This window comes from Nocardia citri (genome assembly GCF_054065835.1).
This window is the reverse complement of sequence record NZ_JBSUQM010000022.1, coordinates 1-25,890: the sequence shown is the minus strand read 5'-3', so window position 1 is coordinate 25,890 and position 25,890 is coordinate 1. Positions and strand designations below refer to the sequence as shown.

Below are 25,890 nucleotides of genomic sequence, written 5' to 3'. Positions count from 1 at the left end.
CGGACCCCGTCGCGATCCGGCGGGGTCCGAGACATCAGAGAGGTACTTCTTTCACCGTGAGCACGCCTGTACTGGTCGCCGAAGTGTCCGAGGTGACCGCCTCGATGACCGAAATTCTCACCGAACTGCAGTCGGTGACCGAGACCGTCGGCCGCGCCGACCTCGCCCGACGGCTCACCACGGCCCGCCGCCGCATCAGCGACAATCACCTGCGCATCGTCGTGACCGGCGAATCCCGCAAGGGGCTCAGCTCGATCGTCAACGCCCTGGTGGCCGCCGACGTCTGCCCCGTCGGGCAACGCACGCAGACGCCGACCGTGATCGAGTACGGCGAGGCATTCCGCACGACCGCCCGGCGCGGCGACCAGGTGACGGTGACCGCGCCGGCGCAACTGCTCGCCGACGGTGTGGTCCTCGTCGACGCGCCCGGCCGCACCGCGATCGAGTCCCGCTCCGACTTGCTCGCGACCGCCGACGCGGTGCTGTTCGTGTCCGACGCCGAGCGCGAGTACACCCTCGCGGAGATCCGACATCTGCAGCAGATCCAGCAGGTGTGCCCGGTGGTGGCCGGCGTGATCAACAAGATCGACACCAACCCGCGATGGGGCGACGTCCAGCGGGCCAACCGCAAGCTGCTCACCGAGGCGGGCCTCGACCTGCCGCTGCTGCCGGTGTCCACCGAACTGCACCGGTCCGGGCACCGCGGCGGCAACCCGGATCGGATCGTCGAATCCGGCATCCCGCAGCTGATCGACTACATCCGGGACTATCTACTGGCTCGCTCCGACGTGGTCGCTCGCGAATCGGTGATCCACGACGTCCGGGTGGTGTCGGATCAAGTGACACTGGCGCTGAATGCGGAACTGTCCCGGCTGCAGGACCCTCAGCTGGGCATGGCCGCCCGCGCGCATCTGGAGCAGGCCCGCCAGGCCGCCGTGGCACTGCGCAAGCGGACCTCCAACTGGCAGTACGCGCTCGGCGACGGCGTCACCGAACTCAACGTGGCCGTCGAGCACGATCTGCGCAACCGGCTGCGCGCCCTGATCCGCGAGGCCGAGCAGGACATCGCGAAATCGGATCCGGCCAAGCGCTGGGCGCGGTTCGGTGCCTGGCTGAACGACCGCATCGCCAGCGAGGTCGGTGAGAACTTCCAACTGGCGCAACGTCTTTCAATAGAGTTGGCGGGCACCGTCGCGGTGAAGTTCGGAGACGAGGAACGGCACGCGGTGCCGCGCATCCGCATCGCCGACACTCGGTCGGTGCTCGGAGGCTACGGGCAGCTGGAGGAACTCGACAGCGCCAAGGGCTCAGTGGCGCAGCGGGCGGTCAACGCGCTGCGCGGCTCCTACAGCGGCGTGCTCATGATCGGCGTGGTTACCACGCTGGTCGGCTTGGCGCTGGTGAACCCGTGGTCGATCGCGGCCGGTCTGCTGCTGGGCGCGCATACGGTGTGGGAGGACTTCAAATCGGTGAAGCAGCGCCGGCAGCTGGAAGCAAGGATCGCCGTCGGCAAGCTGATGGACGAGGTCTCCCTCCAGGTCGGCAAGGAATCCAAGCAGCGGCTGCGTGAGGTGCAGCGCACGTTGCGCGACCACTTCACCGACGTCGCGGATGCGCACAGCCAGCAGGCAGACGACGCCATCGCCGCCGCCGCGCACACCGTCGACCGTCACGAGGCCGACCGCCGCGACCAACTCGCCACGGTCGCCGCGGACCTGGAATGCCTGCAGCGCATCCGTGTTCGCGCGGCCGGTCTGCTGGAGTCGGCGCCCGCCGATGTCGTCGCCGTTGGTTGACAACACGAATGTGCCCACAGCGGCGGGCAGCAGCTCGAGCCATCGAACTACCTCGATCGTGCGCTGCGGTAGCTACTCGAGCGCAGATTACTTCCTAGAACACCGTGCGCAGTAATTCGACTAAAAGTTCGTCACCAGGTCCTGGAGATCCAATGCGAATCCGGCGACACTGGACAGATCAACGCTGAACTCAGCCACGCCAGCCCCGAATCGCATTGCTGTACTGCATAATCAAGAACCTCCCCTCCCGTGCGCCTTGCAAGCGACACCTTACTGCTATCGGGGCGCGGAATGCCATGACGGCGTGCGGCTGTGGGCGTAGGTGGAATCGCAGGACGAAAAGGGCTGTCGGACAACCGATCAGGGATTAGGCGTGGCCAATGCCTCGGCGATCGATATACCTGTGCGTTCGGCAAGCATCCGTCGCTCACGAACCTCACGGGAGGTACGGGGCCGGTAGCCGGGACCAGTGCCGCAACAGCCGCCGTAGAAGTTCAGTCCGGATTCGAGGACCGTTGCGAGCGCTCGCCAACCTGCGTTGTCGACTTTCCTTGGCACCTCGAGATTCGGTCCGGCGTCGATGAATTCGCCATGACATTGCGGACACTGTTCTGGGCCGTGTCCGATCGTGTGCAGCTCGGACGCAACCGTGACTGTGGTGACAACCGGCGTCGGCGTGGAGACTCGGGCGCAGCGGTGAGTGCGTGCTCATAGGTCGGTGACTCGAGGTGAGACGAGTTGTCAGCGAAGCAGGATGGCGAGCACGTCAGGCGCGGTAAAGCGCCGACCGTAGGAGCTGTCTCCGTGTTGGCGAAGGGTGCCGGCCTCGACGAGTTGCCCGACGAGTGCATTGGCCCGGGTGTAGGTGACGTTGAGGTGTCGTTGGACATTGCGGACAGTGAAGATCGGCTGTGCGAGCGCGTAATCGACCAATCGCATCGCGTTCTCTGCCCGGAGCCCGGCCGCACGCACCCGAGCCTTCAGGTCATTCTGTACGCGGATCAGATCCGTGAGCTGTGTAGCGGTGGCGTCCGCCGAGGCCGCGACCCCGTCGGCGAAGAACCTGATCCATCCGTCCCAGTCGCCCCTCGCGCTGACAGCGAGAAGCCTGTCGTAGTACTCGGCACGCCTGGCCTCGAACCATGGCGACACGGTCAGCGTGGGTTCAGAAAGGATTCCGGACCGGTGCAGCTGCAGAACAATGAGCAAACGGCCGATGCGGCCGTTCCCGTCATTGAAGGGATGCAACGTCTCGAACTGATAGTGCGCCATCCCCGCCATGACCAGTGGGTCGATGGCGTCGTTGGGTTGCATGACCCATTCGATGAAGTCGCGAACCCGCCCTTCGAAGTCGATTCCGGGTGGCGACGGGATGAAGCGGGCATCGCGTACGCGGGCGCCACGGTGGCTTCCGATGACCACTTGGGAAGTTCGGATTCGTCCGGCTTGACCGTTGTCGGCCGCGGTGCCCCTGACCAGGATCCCCTGCAGGGATTCGAGCATCCCCACGGTAAGCGGCCGACCGTCACCTACCCATTGAAAGGCCTGATCGGCGGCGATGACGTAGTTGACCACCTCACGCATTGCTGCGTCGGCAGGCTGCTCATCGGTATCCACACCCAGGACTTCTTCCAGCGGCGCGAAGGTTCCTTCCAACGCGGAGGTACTCTGCGCCTCTTGACGGAGCGCTGGCTGTCGGAGCAGCGCCGGGCTGGGTAGTTGACGGGCGGAAGCGTCAAGTGCGGCGAGCGCCGCCCGTGCCTCGGCGACGGTATTGAAGGTCGGCACATTCAGTCCGGGAGTGAGCTTGGGGAGAGGATTGGGCACAAAAGCTACGTGCGACCAGTCGCCCCATCGCGGATCCGTTCCGCTGATCGGTACAAGAGCACCTGTAGGGCTGTTTGCAAACATTTCCGAGCGCACTATGTAAGCCTACGGTAGGTTTACTTATATTCTCACTGGGTTTTGGCGATGAAATGTAAGCCATCGAGGCCCCGAGCAGCGGCGACCTCGGTGCAGGCGATGCGCAGCTCTCGCAGAGGTCGGTGCGGCTGCCTGTCCAGACACGTCGGTGGCCATATCGCCGTACGCCGGATGGTTACCTGCTGCTTGGGGCCGCTTGGCCATCACTGGCTGGTCGGCCGCCGTGTCCAAGGGCCAGCCTGCCCAGCAGTGTCGGGCGGAGCTGAACGACAATTGAATTTCCGTTGCCTGTCGGTGGTCTGATCTACTGTGACGCCGACAGCGCCTCACTTGAACTAGGTTGCCATGCCGAGCTCCACACCTGCGCATCTCGATCTCTTCCGCTACCTCGCCGCGGATGAGCGAATCGAATACATCGCCATCATGACAAGATTCACGGCGTCGCTACTGGCCGATATGTCTGCGGCCACTGTGACCGAGCAGCTTGCTCGCGACGGCTTGCTGCTCGATGCGGATGTCGTCGAGTCTCGGTGTCGACAGTTGGTGCGGTGGGGAAATTTGGTGCCCTCGCTGCGCGATGCCCGGGTGACCACTGTGCAGGACTACCTGCGGGCGCGTTCGAGGTATCAAGTGTCGAGTCTTGGTGGCCGGGTGCATCGCGGCGCGGTGGAAATTATGGAAGCCGCTGACGGAGCACGTGAGGTTGCGAGGGAACTCCTCGGCGAGATCGCTGAGTCGCTGTCAGAGGTCATGAACACGATGCAGCTCCCGATGTCTTCGGATCGGGCCGACCGGTTGGCTGGCATCGTGACGACGATCTTCAACAATCAGCGGCTCTTCACCGCCAGCGTCACGGACTTCTATGCGTACCTGGCCGGTGTGTTGAGTCGCTTCGACCTGCACGGCGCGGAGTACGCACAGTTCAAGGGGCTGCTGCTGGATTATGTCGACTTGATCACCGCGGATGTGAATCGGCATGCTCCCTTGATCGCTGACAGGCTGACATCGGTGTCGCAGAATCTGGATGCGATTCTGACCGTGCTGGATTCGGTGCCAAGGCTCGAGCTGGGCGACCTGGCGGCAGTAGAACGTTCGGGCGGTCGCAGCCGTTCGGATTGGGAGCAACTGCGGCAGTGGTACACCGGTTCCGGTCAGGACTCGGGCCCGGCACAGCTGCGTGCTGCGGCCGGTCAGGCGCTGGGCCAGCTGCTGGTCAATGCCAAGCGGATGCTCCACTCGTCTTCGACGGGTTTTTCCCGGCGTGCCGATCTGCTGCGACTGGCGGGTTGGCTCAACCAGTCCGGTGACCGCGAAGCCCATCGGATATTCACCGCGGCTTTCGGGGCCTGGTCGACTCGGCACCTGTCACTCGGGCCGGAAGAGCCCGACCCCAGGGTCGGACCGATGACTTCCTGGGTGGCTGCGGACCCCATCGATGTGCCGGTTTCGCTGCGGCAGAGAGGTACCCGGGCCGCGAAGGGGCGCTCGGCCCGGGTCCCGGATATCAGCGCCGACCGGGCGATAGTCGAGGCCGCCGTCCATGCTGAGGCGGAGCGCAATGCTCAGGTGGCGGCTGAACTCTCCGCCGCAGGGCAGCTCGACGGCGCCCACCTGTCACCACACGCCCGGACCGTGCTGCTCGACGAACTCGCCCGCCTGCTTGCGACGGCACCGGATCCGGCAGTGTCCGCGTCCATCACGAATCAGGATCTCGGCGTGATTCTGCATGCAGTACCGGGAGGTTCGACGACAGTCACCTCGACCGACGGATCCCTGGTCGTCCACGGGTATCAGCTCAGGTGCAGTCCGGTCGACGAAATTCTGTGGGAGCAGGCCCAATGACCAATTCGGATAGAACTCTCGCCACCAGCAGACAGGATGGCGCCGAGGTCCGTGAGGCCGCGCGGATCCTGCTGCGAACGCCGATCGTCACTACCGCGCGAGCTCCTGAGTCGATGGCGATTATCCGCAAGCATGCGGTAGCCCTCCGAAAGCTGTTCGCTACCAACGTCGGATACCACCTTGTGGTGGAGTCAAGTTTCGCGCGGCTGGCCAAGTTGCCGCCGGAACACAGTGCCACGGAGCGAGTTGTGTATCGCCGCAACGGGACACCATTCGGCGCCAGGGGCTACACGCTCCTCGTACTGGCCTGCGGCGCACTGTTGGCTCCGGGGGTCGGCGAGCAGATCCTGTTGTCGGCGCTTGTCACCCAGATCCGCACCGATGCAGCCCAGCAAGAGATCCCGTTGTCCGACAGCATCGCTGATCGTCGACTGCTGGTCGCCGCGCTGGCGGTGCTTCTCGAATGGGGAGTATTGACCGAGGTGGATGGCACGGTCGCACAGTGGGGTGAGTCGGCCGATGAGGCGCTGCTGACGATCTGCCGCCCACTATTACCGCACCTGCTGACGCGGTCGATCGGCTCAGGGGCTGACCGCCGCGATCTGCTGACCCCACAACCTGACGCGCCTCGGCGCAGGCTGCGTCGCCGATTGGTCGAGGAGCCTGTCGTCCTGCGGTCGGATCTCGATCCCGATGAGCTCGATGTGCTGTCTCGTGAGCGATCCGAATTGACTCGAATGCTGGGTGAGGCATTCGGTTTGGTGCTCGAGGTCCGAGCAGAGGGAGCTCTTGGATACGACCCGGCCGGTTCGTTGTCGGATATCGAGTTTCCGGGGACGGGAAGTGTCAAACAGGCCGCGTTGCTCCTGATCGGCGCGTTGCTCGACCTGACAGACAACGGCAACACCGGCAGTATGGAATTCGCATGGCCGGTGGTCGACTCTATACTCGCCGAACTGGTTCGCGCATACGGGCGCGCCTGGCGATCCGAATATGCCGATGCGCCAGGGGCATTGCGCGACGACACCGTGGCGCTGCTGACGACATTGCGGTTGGCCGAGCCGACACCTGAGGCGCTCGTGCTGAATGCCGCCGCCGCTCGCTACCGGCCACAGCCCAAATCCGGCGGCACCCAGCTGACTGTCGAATGAGGAGATTTCGATGACCACCGTGGGTTCGAAGCACTTCGAGAATCGCTGGCGGCTGTCTCGTGCGGGCATGGTGAATGTCTGGCACTACATCGACACCGAGTTCACGCTGTCCGGTGGCCGTCTGATCCTGCGCGGCTCGAACGGCTCCGGCAAGTCGAGGGCGCTCGAGATGCTTTTGCCGTTCCTACTCGACGCCGACCGCCGCCGCATGGATGCGACCGGCTCACAAAAGGTGAGCCTCGACGAACTCATGCACACCGGTATCGGGAACCAGACGAATCGGATGGGCTACCTCTGGCTCGAACTGACTTGCCCCGGCGAGCATCTCACTCTCGGTGCGCACATTCGATACAGCGCTTCCGCCAGGCGCAGTGAAGTCCACTACTTCACCACCGAGCGGCGCGTCGGACACGACCTGAAACTTGTCGCGGACAACCGGGAACCACTGGCCCGTGATCAACTCGCCGAGCTGATCGGGGCGCATCGGCTCGGCGATGCCGAGCAGCATCGGGAGGCCGTCCGCACGAAGGTGTTCGGTCTGCATGGAGAATCGGGTCGCGACCGGTTCACCGGCCTCATGCAGTTGCTGCATACCTTGCGGTCCCCGGATGTCGGTAACCGCATCGATGAGGGCAAGCTGCCGCAGATTTTGTCCGATGCGCTGCCTCCGCTGAGTGAGCAGATGCTGGAAGCCGCCGGCGACCGACTCGACGATCTGTCCGAGACCAGGCTGGCGCAACAGCGACTGTCGGAAACGCTGGACCATACGCGGGAATTCCACGACGTGTACCGGCGGTATGCCGCAACGACACTTACCGCCGGGGCTGCTTCCCTGGAAGCGGCGCTCGACGCGGTCGACACGGCTGTTGGGGCTCATGAATCACGGATCACTGAGGCAGCCGAGCTTGCCGAGAAGAAGGTCACCGTCGATAAGACGATCGACGAGCTCACCGAGGAGCTGGACACCTTGCGGGGCGCTATCGAAATCCTCAGCGATCGTCCCGAATTCGCCGCTGCCGACGACCTGAAACTGCGGGACGAGCACGTCGCGGTGCTGCGCACATTCGCCGACACGGCGTTGGGCGGAGCAGATCAGGCGCGCAAGGCTGAGGAGCAGCTCGTCGAGTCCGTCGAGCGGCGCGTGGCCGCGGTCGAGGCGACGGTCGGTGCCACGTCGGCACAGTTGAGTATCGCGAAGGACCTGCTGTCCGACGTCGGCCTGACCGCTGGTGAACTGCCGGACGCCCTCGGTTTCGATCGGACGACGGTCGGTGCGGTGACGGCCGTGGTGACGGATTCGTTGGACGGGCCGCCGGTGTCGATCACTCGGCCGATCCTGCCTACGTGGACGCTGGAGCCGTCTGATCTGTCGCATGCGACTGAATCCGCGCGCCGTTGTGCGGAGGCGGCGCTCCAACGTGGTCGCCTCGTCGAGCGTCGAACAGCCGAGGCGCGCCGGCTCGACACCGTGTTGGATCGGGTGCTGGATCAGGAGAGTCGCGCCGAGCAGGCGGCACAGACCGCTGAAACCCGCAGGGCTGCTGCGACGATCAGCGCGCAGGTGCGTGACGAACTGGCTATCGCGCTGAATCGGCGCTGGCGGGAATGGGTTTCGTCGCCCGAGACCACACGGATCATTCCGGGCGCAGTGTGGCCGGCGGCACTATCGGAGGTGCTGGCTGTCGACCTCGAAGCGCTCTGCGGTGATTCCGAGTCCGACGAAGTCCTGGTCGAACTCGACGCCGCACCTGAGCGTGCTGCCATACCGGTCAGGGAGGATCTGGCTATCCGGAGCCGTACTCTGGTGGACGAACAGCGAGCCGATGATCTCCACCGCGCCGAGCTCGTAGCGCGTCGCAATGACCTGCTGGCCGAGCACGACCCCGAACCTCCGACCAGTTCATGGCATCACGTTCACTCGGGAGTCCCGCTGTGGGCGGCAGTCGACTTCCAACCACATCTCACCTCCGAGCAGCGCGCTGGAATCGAAGCCGCTCTTCTTGCTTCCGGCCTACTCACGGCGACAGTCGCCCTCGACGCTACGGTTCAGGCCGAAGATGGGCAGATTCTGCTGACCACGGCCGACATTCCCGCCCACTCTCCGTTATCGGGCGCACTGCGTCCCGATCCGGCAGCCGATGTGCCGGCTGACGTGATCGCTTCGATTCTGGCCAGGGTCGGCCTACACGATCTCGACAGTCGGACCACGGTCGACTTCGATGGCAGCTGGCGAAACGGCGTCCTAGCCGGTCGCCACACGCAACCAGCAGCGCTCCATATCGGTGCTGCGGCGCGCGCCGCGAACCGTGCGGCGGAACTCGCGCAGATCGAAAGCCGACTCGATGATCTCGCTACCGCGGCGAAGCATCGCGAAACTGCACAAGCCGAGATCAACCGGCACCGTGCCGAACTCGATACACACCTGGCAACTGCCCCACGTACGCGCGAGCTCGATCTGCAGAGGCAGGCCGCTCGGCTCGCCGAACGCGACGCGGCTGATGCCGAAGCCACGGCACACGCGCAACAACGCGCAGCAACCACCGCTCGGGAAGCGTGGAGCACAGAATTCCAGACCCACAGCAGGCAGTGCGATAGTGCGGGTCTGCCCGTTACGGCCGATCAATTAGCGGCGATCGAGAAACTTTGCACAAGTGCTGAGCAGTCCTGCCGGGAGCTGCGAAAGGCGTTCGGGGAGGTGACCGATGCGGCCGACCGGCTTGTCCGCGTGCCTGACCAATTCGCCGAGGTACGCACTCGACGGGAGGGCGCGGAGCTTGCCGCGGAGGCTCGGCGCCGAGATTGGGTGCAGGAAGCCAACGACGTCGCCGCTCGCCATGCGGCGCTGGATCTTTCGGTGCAGCAGCTTCACGAAGAGCTCGGACGCAGCAAAAGAGCCTATACAAACACCAAGAACAAGCTCGGTGAGCTCGGTCGTGAGCAAACCGGTCTCATCTCGAACTTCGCTTTGGCCGAACATGATCGCGACCTCGCCGATGCGAAGGTGCGGTCCTGTATCGATGAGTTGCGCACTGCTGGAGTTGCTTTCGATACCTGCCTCCGGTTGCCAGGCTTGGCCGCTGCAGCTTCGGAGGCCATGGTGGAGCGGATCGCGGATACCACGGATCGGGAGCGCGTCCGCCGGGTGATTCACACGGCCCGAACTACGTGGAAGGTGTCGAAGCCGGTCGGACTCAATCAGCTGATCGCTGCCCTGCGGCGTTTCGAGATCGGCGTAAGCGGGCAGCTCGATGTCACCCACCATGTCGAATCGGATGTCTACCTCGTGCACATCGAGGGGGCGCAGGAGCATCACGATTGCACAGCGGTGCTGGATTACCTGATCCGTCGTGACGAGCAGGGCCGGGCCGCGTTGTCCGAGCGGGAGCGGCAAGTGTTCACCGAGTTCGTTCTCGGTGGTGTCGCCGATGAGCTGCGTCGCCGGGTCGAGCAATCCGATGCGCTGATGAAAGCGATGGATACCAGCCTCTCCGGTAGCCGGACCAGTCATGGCATCGGTGTGTCGATCGCCTGGTCCCTCGACACCGCCGACCCCGAGTTGCAGCGTCTGATCGGACTCATCAAGACCAACGACGCCGTTCGTTCCGCGGATGCCGATGACGAGCTCGTCGGTCTGATCCGCCGCCGTGTCGAACAGCTGCACGCTGCCGACTCGTCGGTCGGCTACACGGCGCATCTGCGGGCGGCCCTCGACTATCGCGCGTGGCACTCTGTCGAGGTCACCATTGTCGGGCCTGAGCCCAATCAACGTCGTCGAATCTCCAAGCGCGCCAAGATATCCCAAGGTGAAACGCGATTCGTGTCTTATGTGACGTTGTTTGCCGCCGCTGACGGATTCTTGTCGGGTCTGCCGGCCAGTGATCAAGCACTGCGTTTGGTTCTGCTCGATGACGCCTTCGCCAAGGTCGACGAGCGGGCAATCGGTGAGCTGATGGGGTTGTTGGTGCGCCTCGACATCGATTTCGTGATGACCGGGCACGCGCTGTGGGGGACGGTACCGGAGGTGCCTGCACTCGACATCTACGAGATCCGCAGGATCGGTGGCAGCGCGGTGATCCCCACCTGGATCCAATGGAATGGGCGGAAGAAGACCTTCATGCAGGTGGTGCGACCCGTATGACCATGCCGGAGAAGACTCGGCAATACCTGGCTGACCCAGCCTTGGCGGACCTGTGGATCCGGGTACGCAAACGGTTGGAGATCACCGGGCACAAGATCGCGGGGACGGTCACCGTCGACCTGGATGATGGTGCCGCACAACGGCTCTCAGGTCTTCTCGGACAGCGCATAGAAGTCGGCCGCCGACGCCTGAGACTGCACGAACTCGACGAGGCGCTACGGAACAGCGCTGCCCGCAGTGGGTTGGTCCCGATCGTCGCTCAACTCACCGGCGGTCCGCTGCGAGATCGGCCGTCGGAGCGGCTGGCGCGTGGCGGTACGTTGCAGCAACTGTGGGATGATGTCGAAAGGTCATTGTCCGGCAACGGTTTCGGCGCGTCCGAGTGGGCGCGGTCATGGGTCGAATGGTTGCATCAGTCCACGCTGCTGGTTCGCGGTGGCAGTCGTGCCGTAGCCGAATTCGACATTGCGGCAAAGGCACTCGCGATCGTGTTGGCCGATCCGCGGACCCGGCGAATGCTCGGTGAGCTGGCGAATACTGTCGGCGGCACCGCGCACGCGCTCGACCCGGATCAGCTCGCCGGACGGATTGCTGTGCGGGGCTTGGGTTTCGCACTCGATACCGCGGATCCCGAGACACCCCGCGATCGGATCGAACTGTGGGAACAGGTCGGTGTGTCGGTGGACAGGATCTCGGGGACGGTCCTCACCTGGGGGTTCCGACCGCCAGGCAACGACCCTTGGTCCCGGATGATGCAAGCTCGTGCGGATCTGGGTCTGATCAGCCACCTGACCTTGGCTGAGCTGACAATCGCACCGCACGAGCTGGTTGCCGCCACCACGATCGTCAGCGGATGTGAAAACCCTCAGGTGCTGCAGCGTATCGCTGAATCCGGAATCGATCGGCCCGCAGTATGTTTCAGCGGAAACCCATCGTCAGCCGGACAGCTTCTGGCCGAACGAGTCAGCCTCCGATACCACGGAGACTTCGACTGGCCCGGCGTGGCGATCACCGGCCGCCTCATCGCTGCCGGTGCCGAACCCTGGCGGATGGGCGCCGAGGACTATCTGTGCGCAGTATCCGCAGGCATCCCCCGTATCCCGCTCAGCGGTCGTCCCGTGACAACGCCGTGGGAACCCGGTCTGCAACAAGAAATGGAACGCGTCGGCCAGGCCGTCCACGAGGAATCGGTCATGGAGGATCTGCTGGGTGACCTGTGGGACAAAACCTGACGTTGTTCCGCAAGAGACGCGGTTGGCGATGAGATCTGTGGCCTCCGAGGCACATCTAGACCCGGAGGCGTAGCGATGACGTTTCAGACGCACAGCGCTCACACCAACACCGCCAACGGCACTCCAGCCGCCAGCACCAGCCCAGCCGTGCTCCAACTCATCCCCGTCTCCCCGACGAGAACGCGGTCCACCGAGCGAAAGACATTCGTGGAGTGACAGTTTCGACGTCGGCGACACACATCACCGCATTCAACATCAGTACATCCAGATGTAGCGGCGACGGCATGATCACCGCATCCACATCCGCACTCCGAACCTGGTCGAGCAGCGGCACCAGCGTGATCTGCGGCGGCCACACCAGGGCGTAGCCGAGTCGCCGTGCCAGCCGCCGCACCTGCGCGGCACCCCATTCCGGATTTCCGGCGACCACCGGGTCTATCCAGCCCAGCGCGGTCGGACGCGACCTCATCGCTGCCTTGCATCACGGGGTGCGGGTGTCGGTGTAAGCCGTGCAGCGAGTGCCGCGGCATCCGCGCCGGGGTCGGTCAGCCCATCCAAGACATCCAGCAAGGTCTGCATCTCGGGGGCCGGGCGTTGCCGGTGGCTTGGGATCAACGAAATAGCGACAGTCCAGCCGCCCGGCGTGACAACGAGTCTCGATCACGCGCGCCGGCCCATTGGTCCGTTCGAGGCGGGCGGCTTTCGGCTTTCTCTCGTCGGCATCGGCGGATGTCGATCGCCATGGCGTGTACTGCTGGCAGATATCCATGTCCGGGCTCATTTCGTGCTGTTCCTCCTGATCGCGTATTGGCAAGCACCGCCGCCGAGGAGCGGTCGCCACCGACCGGGCTGCTCGGCTTTGGTTGTCCGGTTTCGAAGATCTGTTGTCAGACAGCGGGGCTGGTGCAGGCCGGGCAGTCGGCGGGCGAATCGGTGGCGTGCGGATGTCTCGTCTCGATCAGGCGGGTCCAGCAGCCGCGTGTAGCTCGCGGGCGATCTCCCGATGCATCTGCGCCGGTGCCATCGCCTGGCTCGGATACCGGTGCTCGATGCGATCGACGGCCATCTCAGAACCCTTGGTGCGGAACATCAGCCGGGACCATCCGCCCGGCATCGATCAGCCGCTTCTTCGCCTGCGCCTTGACCGGGCACATCGACGCCGCGCAGTCCAGATGGGCCTGCATCACCGCGTGGGCGTATTCGATTGTCATCACGGGCAATTCGTTGTGGTTCGTTACGGGCAGGCCATGCATACGAAGACTCCGAACGTGGGTGTGGGTGTCTGGAATACCCGGTAGCCGAGGCCGAAACGGCCTGTGCGACATAGTGATTCACTGAGGAAGTGGTACATCCCGGCTACCGGGGTGATTCCAGTAGTACGCTTCTCAGCAGCGTTGTGGAAGATTTCAGAACGTGAATTGACCGGGTTTGCTCCAAAATTCCACGGCGAGGGGCAAACTGATTCCAAATCGACATCACCCGATAGCGAGGCTAAGGAATGTCCATTGGTTCAACGGGTTCCACTCTGCCGCGTCGTATGCTCGGCCGAGCGCTGAAGCGGTTGCGGGAAGGATCGGGCACACCGCCGAAGGTTGCGGCGCAGGCCATTCGGGTATCGGCGCAGACGTTGTGGCGGATCGAAACCGGACAACAGGGACCGAAGCTGAAAGAGATCTATGTGCAAGCGCTCTGCCAGCTGTACGGAGCGGCATCGGACGAGATGAAGGTCCTTGTCGGTCTGGTGGAGCTGGCCGAGCAGAAGAACTGGTGGCACCCGTACGAGGATGTCATTCCAGAATTCTTCGCCCTGTTCATCGGCCTGGAAGAGTATGCCCGCGAGCTTACGACCTTTCAGCTCACACTGATGCCGGGTCTCCTCCAGACTGCCGATTACCGACGCGCCGGTGTCTGGGCGCTGCGGCCGCAGGCCAGTCCGACCGAGGTGGAGCGCAACATAGAGCTGACGATCCGGCGGCAAGAGCGGCTTCGGAAAGATAGCCAGAACTTTACTGTGCATGCGCTGTTGTGCGAGTCGGCGTTGCGGTACCCCATCGGCGGTCCGGCGGTCATGGGCCGCCAGCTCCGCCACCTCGAGGAGGCGACGCAAATGCCTAACGTATCGGTTCGCGTCGTGCCGCTCAGCGCCGGAATGCATATCGGCCTGCAGGTGGGGAGCTTCGTCTTGCTGGAGTTCCCCGAACATCCGACCGCCTACTTGTCGGAGCCCCCGGTGGTGTACGTGGATGGGTACACGGGCGCCCTCTACCTGGAACGTGAGCCGGAGATTCGCCAGTATCGTTCCGGGCTTGCGGGGATCCGCCGTGTCGCGTTGGATGAGGAGAAATCCAGGGAACTGGTGGCCCAGATAGCAAGGGAGTACGAAGGGTGAGCATCGACCTATCCGGGGCGAAGTGGTTCAAGTCCAGCCGTAGCCAGGACGCCCAGGCCTGCGTGGAAGTTGCACACCTCAACGGGGGCATGGTTGGCGTGCGCGACTCCAAGGATCGCGGCGGTCCGGCGCTGGTTTTCGGTCCCGCGGAGTGGGATGCCTTTGCGGCGGGGGTCAAGGAAGGCGAGTTCGATCGCGCTTGATCGGCGGTTGAAACACGAAACCGAATGAACCCCAGGCGTTTTCGTTGCCTGGGGTCTCTTTCTTGGAGGTCGACGCTCGCGCGTCGGCGACGGTGGGTGGACGTGCCTCGGTGCGGCTGACGATGGCGACATCCGAAAGGAACCTCGGCGTCACATCCAGCATCATCATTGTCTGCGTGCGCGGCTCTGTAGAACCCGCTCTGCGGGACCACCAACGCCTTTGCGTGGTGGTGAACCGGCCGGTACGGTCAAGACGAGCTTCGTGGGGCGGGGAAGCCGGTCCGGCCCCAGGTCTGGGACGGTACCGGTGCGGGAGGATGAGATGGCAGGCTGGAGTGGGGTGGTCCGGAGTGTGGTTCTCGGTGCGACGCTGATCATGCTGATTGCGGCGTGCAATTCCGGTGGAGAGTCGAAAGGCGATACGAACAATGCGTCGGCGACACCGACCATCGCGGCGGATGTGCCGGCAGGTTTCGATGCGTGTAAAGACCTCCCGCAGACTCTCATTCAGTCGGAGAAGCTGAAAAACAAGGGGGCTGACAACACAGATAGGCCCGGCGGCATCAAGTGGCGCGGCTGCGGCTGGGTTCAGGCTGGCGGAGACGGATACGCAGGCTCGATCGACACCACCAATATCACTTTGGCGATGGTGCGAGCCAACAAAGACTTCACGGTCGACAAGGAGTTCACGGTCGCCGGGCGGGCTGCACTTACCTATGGTCCGAGCGAGCAGAACGATTTGAAGGAGCATTGCATTTTGAGCGTCGAGATGAAGGGCGGAAGCCTCGAGGTCAGTATCATCAATCCGCGTTCGGCCAAACTTACTGCCTCCCAGCACTCGTGCGACATCGCTGAGCGTCTGGCGGAGCAGATCGTTCCAGCGATACCCGCCACCCTCTAAACTCGTACCGACTTCCGGTCGATCCCGGCCGGAAACCCCTGGGGAGGGATACCGACGATGAGTAGCGATACGACGACACCATCATCAGCGGGGCCGCTGGCCAGCGCAATCAAAGAAGCTCAGGACGGCAAGTTGACCGTCAGCTTCAGCGACGAAGTGCGGGTCAACGCAGACGAGTTCGTCTACATCGAACGCGACTGCGAAGCCTTCAAGGAAGAGATAAAAAAACCTTCAACGGATCGCGCAATCTATCTCGGACCGAAAGAACTGGGGTCTCGGGGAGACAACGGACAGCATGACTTCGGCCGCCACGCTGGTCGCTCGCTTCCGTGGCAAGGCCAAGATCGTCAACCCGGCCACGGACTCGGACAACAACGTTTACGACATCCTCCAGCAGCATTACCAGATCGTCGATGACATCCAAACCCTCCACCGCACAATCGCTCAGAAATACGTCGAGCAGGATCAAAAATTCGCCGCTCGCTACAACGAGTTGATGGCGAATAAGGAACCCAGCCAGATCGGTACCCCGAACCAACTGGGCGTCATTTCGCCTCCAGCCGTCGGCGCTTCGAAATAAATGATTCGAATCATCCGGGGTCGCGCCGGCCAGCGCGATCAGTGACGCCCGGACGGTGACCTACCACCGCAGCAGCCGACGATGTACGAGCGGCACAGGAGTTCGCAGCCCGCACAGGAGAGACAAATCCGTGCATGATGGCATTTGGCCCACCGAATGTCGAGATCCACAGCCACACTGTGGAATTCGATGCGGGCGACCCAAACAAGCCAGCTGTCGAAGGCGAAATGCTGACCTATACGCCCGGCGTCCAAGGTCTACCACTTCGCTCTATCGCTACCCCAACGGGCATCGGTTAGGATTCGCGTCATGAGTGATGGGGGGACACCAGCCTCTGGCCACAACCTCGCGGTGGTGCCTGAGAAGGTGCGCGAGGTCGGCACATACGTCTACGAGTTGGCCGAGGCACTGCGCGCGGCGTTGGACTCCGCGGCGAAGGACGTCGCGTCGCTGACCGATGGCAGCTGGACCGGGGATGCGGCCGCGGAATTCTCTGAGGGCTGGACTGAAGTGCGTGACGGCGGTGTCCAGATCATGACCGCTCTGACCGGTATGGCGGAGAAGCTGGGCGTCACCGCCGACACCTACCGGGCGGGAGATGAGAGCAACGCCGCCCCATTGAATACTTCGAGTTTGGATCTGCCATGAACTCTCAGTTTTCGGTCGACCTGGACCATCTCGATGAGATCGTGGTCCGTCTGTCGGGTTTGGCCGGGTTCATCGGCGAGCATCTCGATGAGATCGACCACCGGGTCTCCACCCTGGTCGGCAGTGGGTGGGAAGGCGTTGCCGCGCAGGCATATGCCGATGCGCATGCTCAATGGGTCACTGGGGCAAGGGAATTCGTCGAGGGTGTCAAGGATGTGAGCGACGCGGCCAAGGTGGCCCACGCTCGCTACACCACCGCCCACGACACCAACTACAAAATGTTCTCCCAGGGATAAGACACATGGGTGTACTGGTTATCGACTGGCAGACCTACTACGAGGCCGGCAAGAAATGCCACGCCCTGGCCACCGACCTCCGCACCGCCGACAAACCGGTTCACGACGCGGTCAAAGGTGAATGCGCGGGCATGGCCGGTAACACCGCAGGCTGCGAACAATGGGGCAAGACCTACGACCGCGTCGCCCAGGAAACGATGCAGACCTGCACGAACCTGGCCGACGCCCTCACCAACTTCGGCACCATGCTCTACGCCGCCGGACACAACTGGGCACTTTCCAATAACTCCAACCCGATGCCGGACCCGCCCACCGTGACGGCCATGTCGGAGTACAAGGTCACCATTCCGACTTCGGTAGGCAACAACGGCGACGGTGTCACCGAGGGAAGGGGCAGTGTCCCCGGCTTCTACGACGCCCTGGTTGGGAAGATCCAGGAAGAGTTCGGAAGCAAGCTGCCCAACGGCAACAAAGACGAGCTCGCCAAGGCCGCATCGACATGGAAAACGTTCGCCGAACACAAAACCATCACCGATGCAGCATCCCGGATCACCGAGATCACCAACCTCTTCAGCGACATCCAGGACAAGAAGGGCCTCGAACCCCTCCTCGGCCACCTCACCACTCTCAACAGCGGCGCCACCCAACTCGCGTCGGCATCCCTGAGCCTCGCCAAACCGGTCGGGGAATACAGCGCTGCTACCTCCGAAATCCGTGACAAATTCCGGGACGCGGTCACCAACGCCCTGATAGCAGCCGGAACCACTGTCGTCATCGGCATCGCGGCCTCCTGGATCACCGCTGCCCTCAGCGACGTCGCGGCTGGCGTCGGCGTCGTCACGATCGCCGGCAACACCGCCAGAGTGCTCAAAAGCACCTACGATGCCAGCAAAATCATCAAAATAGTCGGCACCGCGGCCGCAGTCGCCGGAACCACAGCCTTCACAGTCACCGCGTTCGACAAAGTACCCAGCCTCGCCGATATCGCCATCAAACTCGGCGCCATTATCACGATGAAGGTACTCATCAATGAGGCCGATTCGGATGACATCAATCCAAACAGCCCTAGCGGCGCGTTTACCTCGGCCTCGCAGACAACGAAGATCAACAAGATCGCCAGTTACTACGGCGTGCCAGCAAAAGATGTCAAAGAAGCCATCCACAGAATCAAGGCTTACGGGGCGTGGCGCGGGGATGGTGCGAATAAGAATCCAGATGTTGTAGTCGATCTGGAATCCGGTGACGTATACGTGAAGAAGCCGGACGGCACCGCGTCAGACGATAGTATTGGAAATATCCGCGACGCGCTGGAAAAATGACGGAGGGTAGATGTGAACTCGGAGATTGAAGAGTACGACGACAGGTGGATAATCCAACCTTTACGTGGAAGCTGCGTTGTCAATATGGAATGGCGGGCCGATGGATTCGAATTCCAGCTCGATTCCGGATTCCGGATAGCTGCCGGATACGGTACCGAACTCTCACCACGATCACTTGCCGAAGACGATCCCGGCCGTCATGCGATCACGTACTGGTCGAAATCCGAAATCGAACGGACTCTTACGGCGCCAATTGTATCGCCAGTATTCTTCAAGTCCGGCAGCTTGCGAATCGGCTTCCGAAATGGGTGGAACATGTTTGTGTCCGATCGGTACCCCGAGATACCAGCTGAAGTTTTCTGGGGCGATATTCTCATTTGGAACCGATCAGGTATCGCAAATCAGTCAGATTATCCGGTTGTGACCATAGACAAATGGTCAGGAGCCAGAATTCAGGCACCCCCGTGGCCATCTCGGCCAGCCGACCTCGAAATAAACTACGACTCAGACGATATCAACGATTGACCCGAGGCTCGGTCAGCGGCCGATATTTTTACGGCACCACTATGGTATGTGTCGACAACAAATATGTCTAGGCTCCGAGCCATAGTTCGAGCCCATTCCTGTCGAGCAATGGCGGCAGATTATTGTGAGATATGATTTCGGCGCTATGATCAATGAAATAGGGTAATGAATTGTGGTGAGCGGAGTAAGCCGACGATGCTGGGTAGTTGGAGCAATCCGCCGTCAGTCGTGGTCGTGCGCTAGTGAAACAACGTGATGGCGCCTTCGCGCATGGCCGGATATCGAACTCTGTCTTCTGGCAAGCGGCAACGGTGGCAGTGCCGGTCGCGTCGGCGACGACCGTGATGCTGTTCGGTTTGGTGATCGGCTTGGCGGACGCGGCGCATCCAACGTTCGAGGTGCCCAAGCATCTGGTGTTCGCCATCGTGACGTCCGTAATGCTCGCGGCGGTGGGATTACTTGTCCGGCGGGGAACACCGCGGACCCTCGGTGCGGCCATCGGCACTGTGATACCTGGTCTGCTCCTCGTGCTTGTCTGGATGGTGAACATATGAACGGCCTGCCGTCGAAATATGCACGGCAGGACTGGTTCGGCCCCGAGTCGTTCATCGCCGTGGTCATCGGCATGGTCTCTATCTCGTTGCCCTACACCGGACTAGTCTCCCGCGACGCGATCTGGTTCATAACCGGACCACCCATCGCCGGTGGCCTACTTATCGCCATCAGCGCCGCCGGCCTTCCACTCAGTGACAGCACCCGCCGAGCAGGCGCCGGACTACTGGCCGCATTCGCCGGATTTCTGTTGTGCATCATCGGTTTTCTCATCGGCCTCGCAATGGCGGCAATCTTCACATAGCAGCTACCCGTATCCTGCGAAGATCAATGGCGGCCGGGTAATCGTCAATCGAGACATGCCTTGGAAAAGCGCCACTCGGGCGCACAGGGGCCGGGTCGGACACACCCCGACCGTGGCGCGGACGGGAAAGCGGTTCTCGCTCAACGCGATGTCGGCGATCTCCACGCGCGGTGACGTGCGGTTCACCGTCTTCGCCGGCGGCTTCGACACCAGACCGGCACCCGGTCCACCGCGCGAAAGCGACCACAGCGTGGATGGACACCCACCGCGACCGGATCGAGTTGCACTACCTCCCGGGATACGCCCCGCACCTCAACCCCGACGAACTGGTCAACGCCGACCTCAAACGCACCCTGGCCGACCAGATCATCATCGACCGGGACCAGATGCACCTGGCGGTGCTGTCGTTCTTCCGGCGTATCCAGAAGCTGCCCGGCCATGTCCGCGGCTACTTCCATGCCCCACACACCGTTTACGCTTCAACCATTTAGTTCCGAGTCAATACCCCTGCCACGAAAACGTTGTGGAGGGATAAGTCCAGCACTATCTCGGCATGCCAAGGCTGGTTGCCCATGAGATGAAAGCACCTTCTTCATTCGATCTTGGCGTCAGCGGACGCTTACAGTAGTTGAGGATATTCACAGCAGGCCCCAGTGTTGCGCCCAGCATTGCCTTGAAAGCGGCGTTTTGGGACGAGATGTATTCGTTAAAAATTGCCAGCGTGGTCTTCTCGAAGATTTCGAGATCTATCTCGTACATATCGTTGGCGATCGCCGTTATGCCGGTCGCCATGTTCAAAACCGAGCAAACGTCGGTATGTATACGTACGAACAGTTCGCCCACTCGTAATGCCGGACTCCATACCGTCTGGTCATCGACATCGAATACGTAGCTCATCATGCCCACTCTACTAGAATCTGGACGCCGGGATTTTTGGTACGCATGCTCTCAACTGCTGCCTCTACCGCTGACCGGAACTCTGGATCGGCGCCAGGGGTGGTGAACTGGAGTCCGATGGGGGCCTGCTCATAGCCATCGATATACTGGCGAGCCTCGAGGTAGGAGCCTAGCTTCTTTTCCACCTGCTTTGCAGTCCATTTATCGACATCGGCGGCATTCGTGGCGGACTTCTCCTCCCAGAGGGCGCCATCCTTGACTTCGTCGATATCCGTAATAGTTCTGGAAGTATCGTTCGGATCGTCAATCTGTACCTCTCGATCCCCGTCCTTCACGTGGTATTTTCCGTCGCTGCCAAGGTTCGGTCGGCGCGGATCAGTGAACGTGACGTCCTTCTTGGGATCCGTTGCAGTGACCAGTATCGGCAGTCCGGCAATGGTTGGTAGTCCGCCCGTCGTCAGGACGGCCGTGGTGAAGGTGAAGCCGCTAAGCGCGGTGAGGAATGTGTTGCTAGGGCCGGCCAACGCTGAGGCTGCGATGCGGCATCGCAGACCGACGTAATCAGCTGCAGTACAGGCTGAGTGGCGTACACATCGTCGCGTATCCTTGCCGACGATGGCCGTTCGGCGGGTATAGACGAGAGGGCGGGGCTATGAGTTATCCGCAGTACCATGGTGGTCAGTACCTGTATTCGCAGGTGCCGACACCGAAACCTAAGGGTGGGACGGCGATTGCCACCGGGGTGCTCGCGGCGATCGGCGCCGTAGTGCAGCTGCTGGTCGGCTTGATGAATATCGTGCTGGGCCTCTTGCAGTCACACGAACTCCGCCAGTTGGCCTTCACGTGGTATCCGACTTATGTGCTGGGCACCGGGGTGGTCGCAGTGCTTGCCGGGACGCTGCTTGGGACCGGAGCAGTGTCATTGTTCCGTCGCAGGGCGGCCGGGCGGTTACTGATCGTCGCGGGCTGCGCTTCGGCGATTGTGTTCGGAATCGCCTGGGCGGTAGTCATGTTCGGCGTCACCCTGATCGGAGGCGCGTCGGGTATTACCGGGACACTCGCTGGTTCCATCGGCTTCGTGTTCCCCATTGCCACAATAATTGTGGCATTGGTGCCGTCGACTCAGCGCTGGATCGCCGCCGACCCGGCACAGAACGCCGTCCAGTACCTAGGCCAGCCGTACCCGGCGCAGCCGATGCCAGCCACCTGGCAGCCTATTCACCCTGCCGTACACCACATACCGGGCGCCCCGATGAACGGGCAGTTCCCGGCAGCGGCGCAGCCGGTGCCATATCCGCAGCCCGCGCAGTACCCGGGACAGCTGGGCCATCGATAGGCAGCAGGAAATTCGACAGCGCCTTGGCCGCGCTCGATAAGGCCGCAATGGATTTACCGATTACTGGGCAGCGCCTCTCCGTTGCAGCGAGCGAGTACATGGTCGGGATAACAACTGTCGGCGGATTCGAACTTCAGATCGAGGGAGACATGGCGATCGAATCCAGCCGAGGCGACCGAAGGACTGTTCATCTCGCGGGCGGGGGTGGTTCGCAGTTCGATCTCGAATCCGAGCTTCGAGGCACGATTACTTCCGCCGTCGTGAATTCTTCAGGGACTCTGATAATTGACCTGGACTCCGGGAACCGGCTCGTGGTCCCGCCAGATGATGAATACGAAGCATGGACACTCGTGGGTCCGAAGGGCTATCGGGTCGTATGTATGCCGCATGGCGAACTGGCGACTTGGACGGCCGACTGATCGGCCGCTCGCGTGCGTGCAGTGGCCGCCAGTGCTCAATAGCGCTTATGACGAGGAAGATAATGAGGTCCTATGTCGACAACAATCCGAAGTACCCTGGTAGTCACCGGCTTGTTCGAGCCCGAGGAGTTCACGCGGTCGGTTGAATTGCGGCCAACTTGCACTACGAGGGTCGGAGCAACCCCGTGGTGGGACCCTGCTCTAGAGTTCAATGAAGATTCGTGGTCCTTGGTCGTTGCTGATCACCAGGCAATTCATATCGATGAGAAATTGAGCAAGCTGTTGTCGGTGCTGGAGCCGGTTTCGGCGAGGTTTCGCTCGGTTGTGGAGTCGATGCAATTGTTCGCACAGGCTGCCTTCTCGGTTCGAGTTCGGCTCTTGTCCGTTCGTCGATCGACAGTGACGCGTGGGAGAGGAGGACCCTGGCCTGTCGTGTTCGAAGGGCCGCACCCAGCTCCTCGACCTGTCGGCGTGAGGCACAGAACACCAGGCGCTTCTCGCCACGATGCAGTGTCGCAATGACTTTGGCGGCGTTCTCCAGCGAGCCGACATAGTCGAGTTCGACGTGTCCGGGGGGCGGCCGAACGCTTCGAGGCAACCAGGCTGCGCCGGGCCGCAGCCCGCTCTGCCGGTCGAAATACTGTGCGCGCGGGCCCTCGACACCTCACCCGCCTGCCTTCGATGTCGACACTGGAACCTATGCGACGTGGACGCCGGGGAGATCGCCGAACTTGGCCTTTCCGTCGGTGGATCGGAGCATGCGCGCCGTGACCACCGAGGTGGCCGCTATGAGTAGATCGTGCGCGCCCCGTGGCCTACCCTCACGCTGGACGTAGGCCAGCAGGCGCGCATGCGCTCTAGCCGCCTCCAGCGTGTAATCCTCGACCGGGACGGTCGCGAGTATCGCGTCGACGAAGTCCTGCCGGCGCTGTCGTATCGGCTCGGTGCCGGCCCGCTCGACCCCGGTCAACAACTCAGCCGCGGTGACTGCCGCGATCACCGCGTCGTCATCGGGCCGGATCAGCTCGTCGAGCGCGGCTTGCCCACGTTCGACCGCGATCAAGAGGCAGGTGTCGAGAATTACTCGTGCCACGGATCGTCCGCCCGCAGCAGATCACGGACACCCAAAACATCGGTCTCGAACGAGGCATCATCGTCCGGGTACCGCTCACGCCAGCCGCTCAGCGCCTCATGGATCTGCGCCCCGTTCGCCACCGGCGCCGGGCCTATTACCGCCAGTCGTCGGCCACCCCGAGTAATCACCACAGTTTCGCCTCGCTCGGCACGACTGAGGAGGTCGGCGAAGTTACGGGAAGCTTCCGACGCGGACACAAGGTTCATGATTTCAGAATATCAGATCAACTCAGATATTCTGAACTTTCTTGGCCGGCGGTGCGAAGGCATCCCCTCATTCTTCAGCCGTCGCAGCGTCGACGCCATCAGATGATCCGGTGTAGGAACCAAGATCATCTACGACGTTGCCGAGCCCGCCCACGACAACGATCGAACCCGCAGGTCGAACCCTCACATCACGACTTTGCCGGAGCCCTGCGGACTCAGCGACCTTTGATTGCCTCACGTGCGAGATTTCCGAGCGTGCCAGCTATGCACGCAAAATCGTTTACCACCTTCCAGTCTTCCTTGCTCGCATTCGCCGGTGAGTTTTTGACACGAGCGATTGCGTTACGGACATCCTGCTCGGACTGGGCCATTTAATTCTCTCCTTTTGTGTCCAATTCCGACGCGTTTCTATGCGTCGGTCGAGGCGTGCGCGTACGGTAGTGTCGAGCAATGAGCAGCATTTCCAATCGATACCTCATATGTCTTCGATGAAACGCACTCCTTGACGCCGGGCCTCTATGTGCCTTTGATGAGTGCACGGCTCTGGGTTCGCCATTCCAGGCACCGTCAGCAGCAGTGGCCAAATGAACGCACGAGGCATGATCGACATGGCGATATTAAAAGGATTCGCATTTATGAACATGCGAACCCGAAGGCCGTGTCGTTTCTGGTAGTTGTTATTGGCTACGAAGGTCCCTATCAGAAGATATATGACCGCGCAGAAAAATACGGTAAGCATCATTCACCATCCTCGCGTGATGAGATTTATCGAGTCCCGCAAAGTCGCACCGATCGATGTGCGGCCGCGCTTCGCAGTCGCCGCGATATGATCGTTGTGAACATCCGGATATTCCAGTGCCACAATCGTGATAATTTGACCGATACTATCCTCGACGAATAGATTGCGAGCGATTCGCCGACAGCGGTGAATAATATCGATCGGGTCTCCTCCTGTCGCGATGACCGCACCGGCGAAGTGTTGAAGCACGCTCGCCCGTACCTCGTCGTCGAAGAGCGATCCGGCTCGTTCCTCAACGAGAAATTGCCGGACGGCCTGGGTGAGTTCCTTTTCTGCTTCCCGCTTGGATTTGCTGGTCATATCGTTTCCCGGCACCGTATCGCAGGGCCTTGGAACAGGGCGAAGGATTCAGCCGCCTCGATTGTGCACATGCGCTTATGGTCGCCCCACTCGGCGGAAATGTCTGTCGGGTGTTGACCCGACATCCTCTGTTCGACACCACTGCACTGTGATCAGCAGCTCACAGTCGTGGCGCGCGGACCTGAACCCAGATCTGGTCGTCGGTGTCGAGCACCGTGAGGTGGCTGATCTCGTCGAGACGGTCCAGCTGCTGGCGTGCCCGGGTGGGTTCGTCGCCGACGATGCTGACTGTGACATCGGATTCGTTCGCCGATACCACCAGCCGGGCATTGGACGTGCTGGTGGACAAGACGATTCGGGGCCCGACCACCAGATGGTGCGGGTCGGCGACGTCGGGGAGTTCGGGCGCGACGTCGATATCGACGGCGACGCCCCGGTGCTCTGCGGATTCGATATCGGGATGAAGTTGGCGCAGGACGGGATGGTCAAGGACATCGGCCAGGACGAATAGCCGACGCAGCCGCGATGCTTCCGTAAGGCAAGTAGCTTGCACTGCAGGGTCTTTCGGTGAAACTCTCCGGGCGGCGAAGGCCTGCAGGAGCGGCGTTACGCGCGCCATGATCTGTTCGTTTCGACGCTGAAATCGACGTGTCAATGCCAAGTGAACGGCTCGTCGGCGTGCGAGTTCGGCGTGTTCTTCCGCGAGGGCCTCGGCGGTCGTTGTCGCCCGTCGGATCGAGGTGAGGAACGTGATCGCCAATGTTTGCATCACCGCAATGCTCGCCAGGAGATAGGCGAGCCTGATCAGGTTTTCGCTCGTGGAGCTGTGTAGCAGCAGCGTGGCCGCCGAGACAAGCCAGGACAGGCCCAGTGCACCATAGGTCACGGAGGGGCGAGCACGGACCATCAGCGACACGACCGTCCAGCCGGTGTCGGCCAGTGCCCAGTTCGCGCCACCAAACACGTCGCCGACCGGCAGAATCAGCGCCTCGACCGGGG

General features: G+C 62.2%; 27 protein-coding genes. 18 read left to right on the top strand and 9 right to left on the bottom strand.

The genetic code is table 11. The features are described from left to right. The first annotated feature begins 56 nt into the window (after window positions 1-56). Window positions 57-1,796: an Isoniazid-inducible protein iniA gene (locus ACW2Q0_RS24110; protein ID WP_457193180.1), complete on the top strand. Its 1,740-nt coding sequence runs from the start codon at window positions 57-59 to the stop codon at window positions 1,794-1,796. A gap of 741 nt (window positions 1,797-2,537) precedes the next feature. On the opposite strand, the gene ACW2Q0_RS24105 is transcribed toward ACW2Q0_RS24110, so the two are convergent. Then, the gene (locus tag ACW2Q0_RS24105) at window positions 2,538-3,719 is read right to left on the bottom strand and encodes a Fic family protein (RefSeq protein WP_457193179.1); all 1,182 of its coding nucleotides are present in this window, start codon (window positions 3,717-3,719) and stop codon (window positions 2,538-2,540) included. A 345-nt stretch (window positions 3,720-4,064) separates the two neighbouring features. Between ACW2Q0_RS24105 and ACW2Q0_RS24100 the strand changes: the two genes are divergently transcribed. The 4 genes from ACW2Q0_RS24100 to ACW2Q0_RS24085 are packed head-to-tail and all read left to right on the top strand — an operon-like array spanning window position 4,065 to window position 12,082. Then, window positions 4,065-5,561 carry a DUF2397 domain-containing protein gene (locus ACW2Q0_RS24100; protein WP_457193178.1) on the top strand — a complete coding sequence of 499 codons (1,497 nt, stop codon included), beginning with the start codon at window positions 4,065-4,067 and terminating at the stop codon, window positions 5,559-5,561. Beyond that, complete coding sequence (locus ACW2Q0_RS24095) at window positions 5,558-6,712, top strand: TIGR02678 family protein (protein WP_457193177.1); 1,155 nt, start codon at window positions 5,558-5,560, stop codon at window positions 6,710-6,712. Before ACW2Q0_RS24100 ends, ACW2Q0_RS24095 begins: the two co-directional genes overlap by 4 nt. Window positions 6,713-6,722: 10 nt before the next feature. Then, a complete protein-coding gene (locus ACW2Q0_RS24090) occupies window positions 6,723-10,850 on the top strand; it encodes a TIGR02680 family protein (protein ID WP_457193176.1) in 4,128 nt (1,375 codons plus the stop codon). Continuing rightward, on the top strand, window positions 10,847-12,082 hold the full coding sequence (locus ACW2Q0_RS24085) for a TIGR02679 domain-containing protein (RefSeq protein ID WP_457193175.1): 1,236 nt from the start codon (window positions 10,847-10,849) through the stop codon (window positions 12,080-12,082). The genes ACW2Q0_RS24090 and ACW2Q0_RS24085 overlap by 4 nt, the downstream gene beginning before the upstream one ends. 157 nt (window positions 12,083-12,239) lie before the next feature. On the opposite strand, the gene ACW2Q0_RS24080 is transcribed toward ACW2Q0_RS24085, so the two are convergent. Next, window positions 12,240-12,551 carry a hypothetical protein gene (locus ACW2Q0_RS24080; RefSeq protein WP_457193174.1) on the bottom strand — a complete coding sequence of 104 codons (312 nt, stop codon included), beginning with the start codon at window positions 12,549-12,551 and terminating at the stop codon, window positions 12,240-12,242. Window positions 12,552-13,149: 598 nt separating this feature from the next. Then, entirely contained in the window at window positions 13,150-13,296 is a 147-nt protein-coding gene (locus tag ACW2Q0_RS24075; protein ID WP_457193173.1) for a hypothetical protein, read from the bottom strand. Window positions 13,297-13,580: 284 nt separating this feature from the next. On the opposite strand from ACW2Q0_RS24075, the gene ACW2Q0_RS24070 reads away from it, so the two are divergent. The 10 genes from ACW2Q0_RS24070 to ACW2Q0_RS24025 all read left to right on the top strand — a co-directional run bounded on the left by ACW2Q0_RS24070 (window position 13,581) and on the right by ACW2Q0_RS24025 (window position 20,290). Further along, window positions 13,581-14,471, top strand: coding sequence for a helix-turn-helix domain-containing protein (locus ACW2Q0_RS24070; RefSeq protein ID WP_457193172.1), 891 nt, complete (start codon window positions 13,581-13,583; stop codon window positions 14,469-14,471). Continuing rightward, window positions 14,468-14,674 (top strand): DUF397 domain-containing protein, encoded by a 207-nt coding sequence (locus ACW2Q0_RS24065; protein WP_457193171.1) that lies wholly within the window; start codon window positions 14,468-14,470, stop codon window positions 14,672-14,674. Before ACW2Q0_RS24070 ends, ACW2Q0_RS24065 begins: the two co-directional genes overlap by 4 nt. A gap of 307 nt (window positions 14,675-14,981) precedes the next feature. Beyond that, on the top strand, window positions 14,982-15,575 hold the full coding sequence (locus ACW2Q0_RS24060) for a DUF3558 domain-containing protein (protein WP_457193170.1): 594 nt from the start codon (window positions 14,982-14,984) through the stop codon (window positions 15,573-15,575). A 295-nt stretch (window positions 15,576-15,870) separates the two neighbouring features. Next, window positions 15,871-16,155 (top strand): hypothetical protein, encoded by a 285-nt coding sequence (locus tag ACW2Q0_RS24055; RefSeq protein ID WP_457193169.1) that lies wholly within the window; start codon window positions 15,871-15,873, stop codon window positions 16,153-16,155. A 309-nt stretch (window positions 16,156-16,464) separates the two neighbouring features. Beyond that, window positions 16,465-16,803: a WXG100 family type VII secretion target gene (locus ACW2Q0_RS24050; RefSeq protein ID WP_457193168.1), complete on the top strand. Its 339-nt coding sequence runs from the start codon at window positions 16,465-16,467 to the stop codon at window positions 16,801-16,803. Then, window positions 16,800-17,099 carry a WXG100 family type VII secretion target gene (locus ACW2Q0_RS24045; protein WP_457193167.1) on the top strand — a complete coding sequence of 100 codons (300 nt, stop codon included), beginning with the start codon at window positions 16,800-16,802 and terminating at the stop codon, window positions 17,097-17,099. The genes ACW2Q0_RS24050 and ACW2Q0_RS24045 overlap by 4 nt, the downstream gene beginning before the upstream one ends. A 5-nt stretch (window positions 17,100-17,104) precedes the next feature. Continuing rightward, entirely contained in the window at window positions 17,105-18,418 is a 1,314-nt protein-coding gene (locus ACW2Q0_RS24040) for a hypothetical protein (RefSeq protein ID WP_457193166.1), read from the top strand. Window positions 18,419-19,149: 731 nt separating this feature from the next. After that, window positions 19,150-19,497 (top strand): hypothetical protein, encoded by a 348-nt coding sequence (locus ACW2Q0_RS24035; RefSeq protein WP_457193165.1) that lies wholly within the window; start codon window positions 19,150-19,152, stop codon window positions 19,495-19,497. Beyond that, window positions 19,494-19,799 (top strand): hypothetical protein, encoded by a 306-nt coding sequence (locus ACW2Q0_RS24030; protein ID WP_457193164.1) that lies wholly within the window; start codon window positions 19,494-19,496, stop codon window positions 19,797-19,799. The genes ACW2Q0_RS24035 and ACW2Q0_RS24030 overlap by 4 nt, the downstream gene beginning before the upstream one ends. Before the next feature lie 170 nt (window positions 19,800-19,969). Continuing rightward, window positions 19,970-20,290: a transposase gene (locus ACW2Q0_RS24025; RefSeq protein WP_457193163.1), complete on the top strand. Its 321-nt coding sequence runs from the start codon at window positions 19,970-19,972 to the stop codon at window positions 20,288-20,290. A gap of 52 nt (window positions 20,291-20,342) precedes the next feature. On the opposite strand, the gene ACW2Q0_RS24020 is transcribed toward ACW2Q0_RS24025, so the two are convergent. Together ACW2Q0_RS24020 and ACW2Q0_RS24015 are read right to left on the bottom strand one after the other, a co-directional pair. Next, a complete protein-coding gene (locus ACW2Q0_RS24020; RefSeq protein ID WP_457193162.1) occupies window positions 20,343-20,699 on the bottom strand; it encodes a DUF6086 family protein in 357 nt (118 codons plus the stop codon). Beyond that, window positions 20,696-21,220, bottom strand: coding sequence for a hypothetical protein (locus ACW2Q0_RS24015; protein WP_457193161.1), 525 nt, complete (start codon window positions 21,218-21,220; stop codon window positions 20,696-20,698). Before ACW2Q0_RS24015 ends, ACW2Q0_RS24020 begins: the two co-directional genes overlap by 4 nt. 128 nt (window positions 21,221-21,348) lie before the next feature. On the opposite strand from ACW2Q0_RS24015, the gene ACW2Q0_RS24010 reads away from it, so the two are divergent. The 3 genes from ACW2Q0_RS24010 to ACW2Q0_RS24000 all read left to right on the top strand — a co-directional run bounded on the left by ACW2Q0_RS24010 (window position 21,349) and on the right by ACW2Q0_RS24000 (window position 22,973). Then, window positions 21,349-22,032 carry a hypothetical protein gene (locus ACW2Q0_RS24010; protein WP_457193160.1) on the top strand — a complete coding sequence of 228 codons (684 nt, stop codon included), beginning with the start codon at window positions 21,349-21,351 and terminating at the stop codon, window positions 22,030-22,032. 47 nt (window positions 22,033-22,079) lie between these two features. After that, window positions 22,080-22,451 (top strand): DUF6188 family protein, encoded by a 372-nt coding sequence (locus tag ACW2Q0_RS24005; RefSeq protein WP_457193242.1) that lies wholly within the window; start codon window positions 22,080-22,082, stop codon window positions 22,449-22,451. Between the two features lie 72 nt (window positions 22,452-22,523). Then, window positions 22,524-22,973, top strand: a complete 450-nt coding sequence (locus ACW2Q0_RS24000; RefSeq protein WP_457193159.1) for a DUF4279 domain-containing protein — start codon at window positions 22,524-22,526, stop codon at window positions 22,971-22,973. A gap of 175 nt (window positions 22,974-23,148) precedes the next feature. On the opposite strand, the gene ACW2Q0_RS23995 is transcribed toward ACW2Q0_RS24000, so the two are convergent. From ACW2Q0_RS23995 to ACW2Q0_RS23980, 4 genes are all read right to left on the bottom strand, one after another. Beyond that, the gene (locus ACW2Q0_RS23995) at window positions 23,149-23,544 is read right to left on the bottom strand and encodes a PIN domain-containing protein (protein ID WP_457193158.1); all 396 of its coding nucleotides are present in this window, start codon (window positions 23,542-23,544) and stop codon (window positions 23,149-23,151) included. After that, window positions 23,532-23,792 (bottom strand): type II toxin-antitoxin system Phd/YefM family antitoxin, encoded by a 261-nt coding sequence (locus ACW2Q0_RS23990; RefSeq protein ID WP_457193157.1) that lies wholly within the window; start codon window positions 23,790-23,792, stop codon window positions 23,532-23,534. Before ACW2Q0_RS23990 ends, ACW2Q0_RS23995 begins: the two co-directional genes overlap by 13 nt. A 742-nt stretch (window positions 23,793-24,534) precedes the next feature. Next, window positions 24,535-24,891 (bottom strand): hypothetical protein, encoded by a 357-nt coding sequence (locus tag ACW2Q0_RS23985; protein WP_457193156.1) that lies wholly within the window; start codon window positions 24,889-24,891, stop codon window positions 24,535-24,537. A 160-nt stretch (window positions 24,892-25,051) separates the two neighbouring features. Beyond that, window positions 25,052-25,890, bottom strand: an 839-nt coding sequence (locus ACW2Q0_RS23980; protein WP_457193155.1) for a hypothetical protein, incomplete at its 5' end; no start/stop codon positions are given.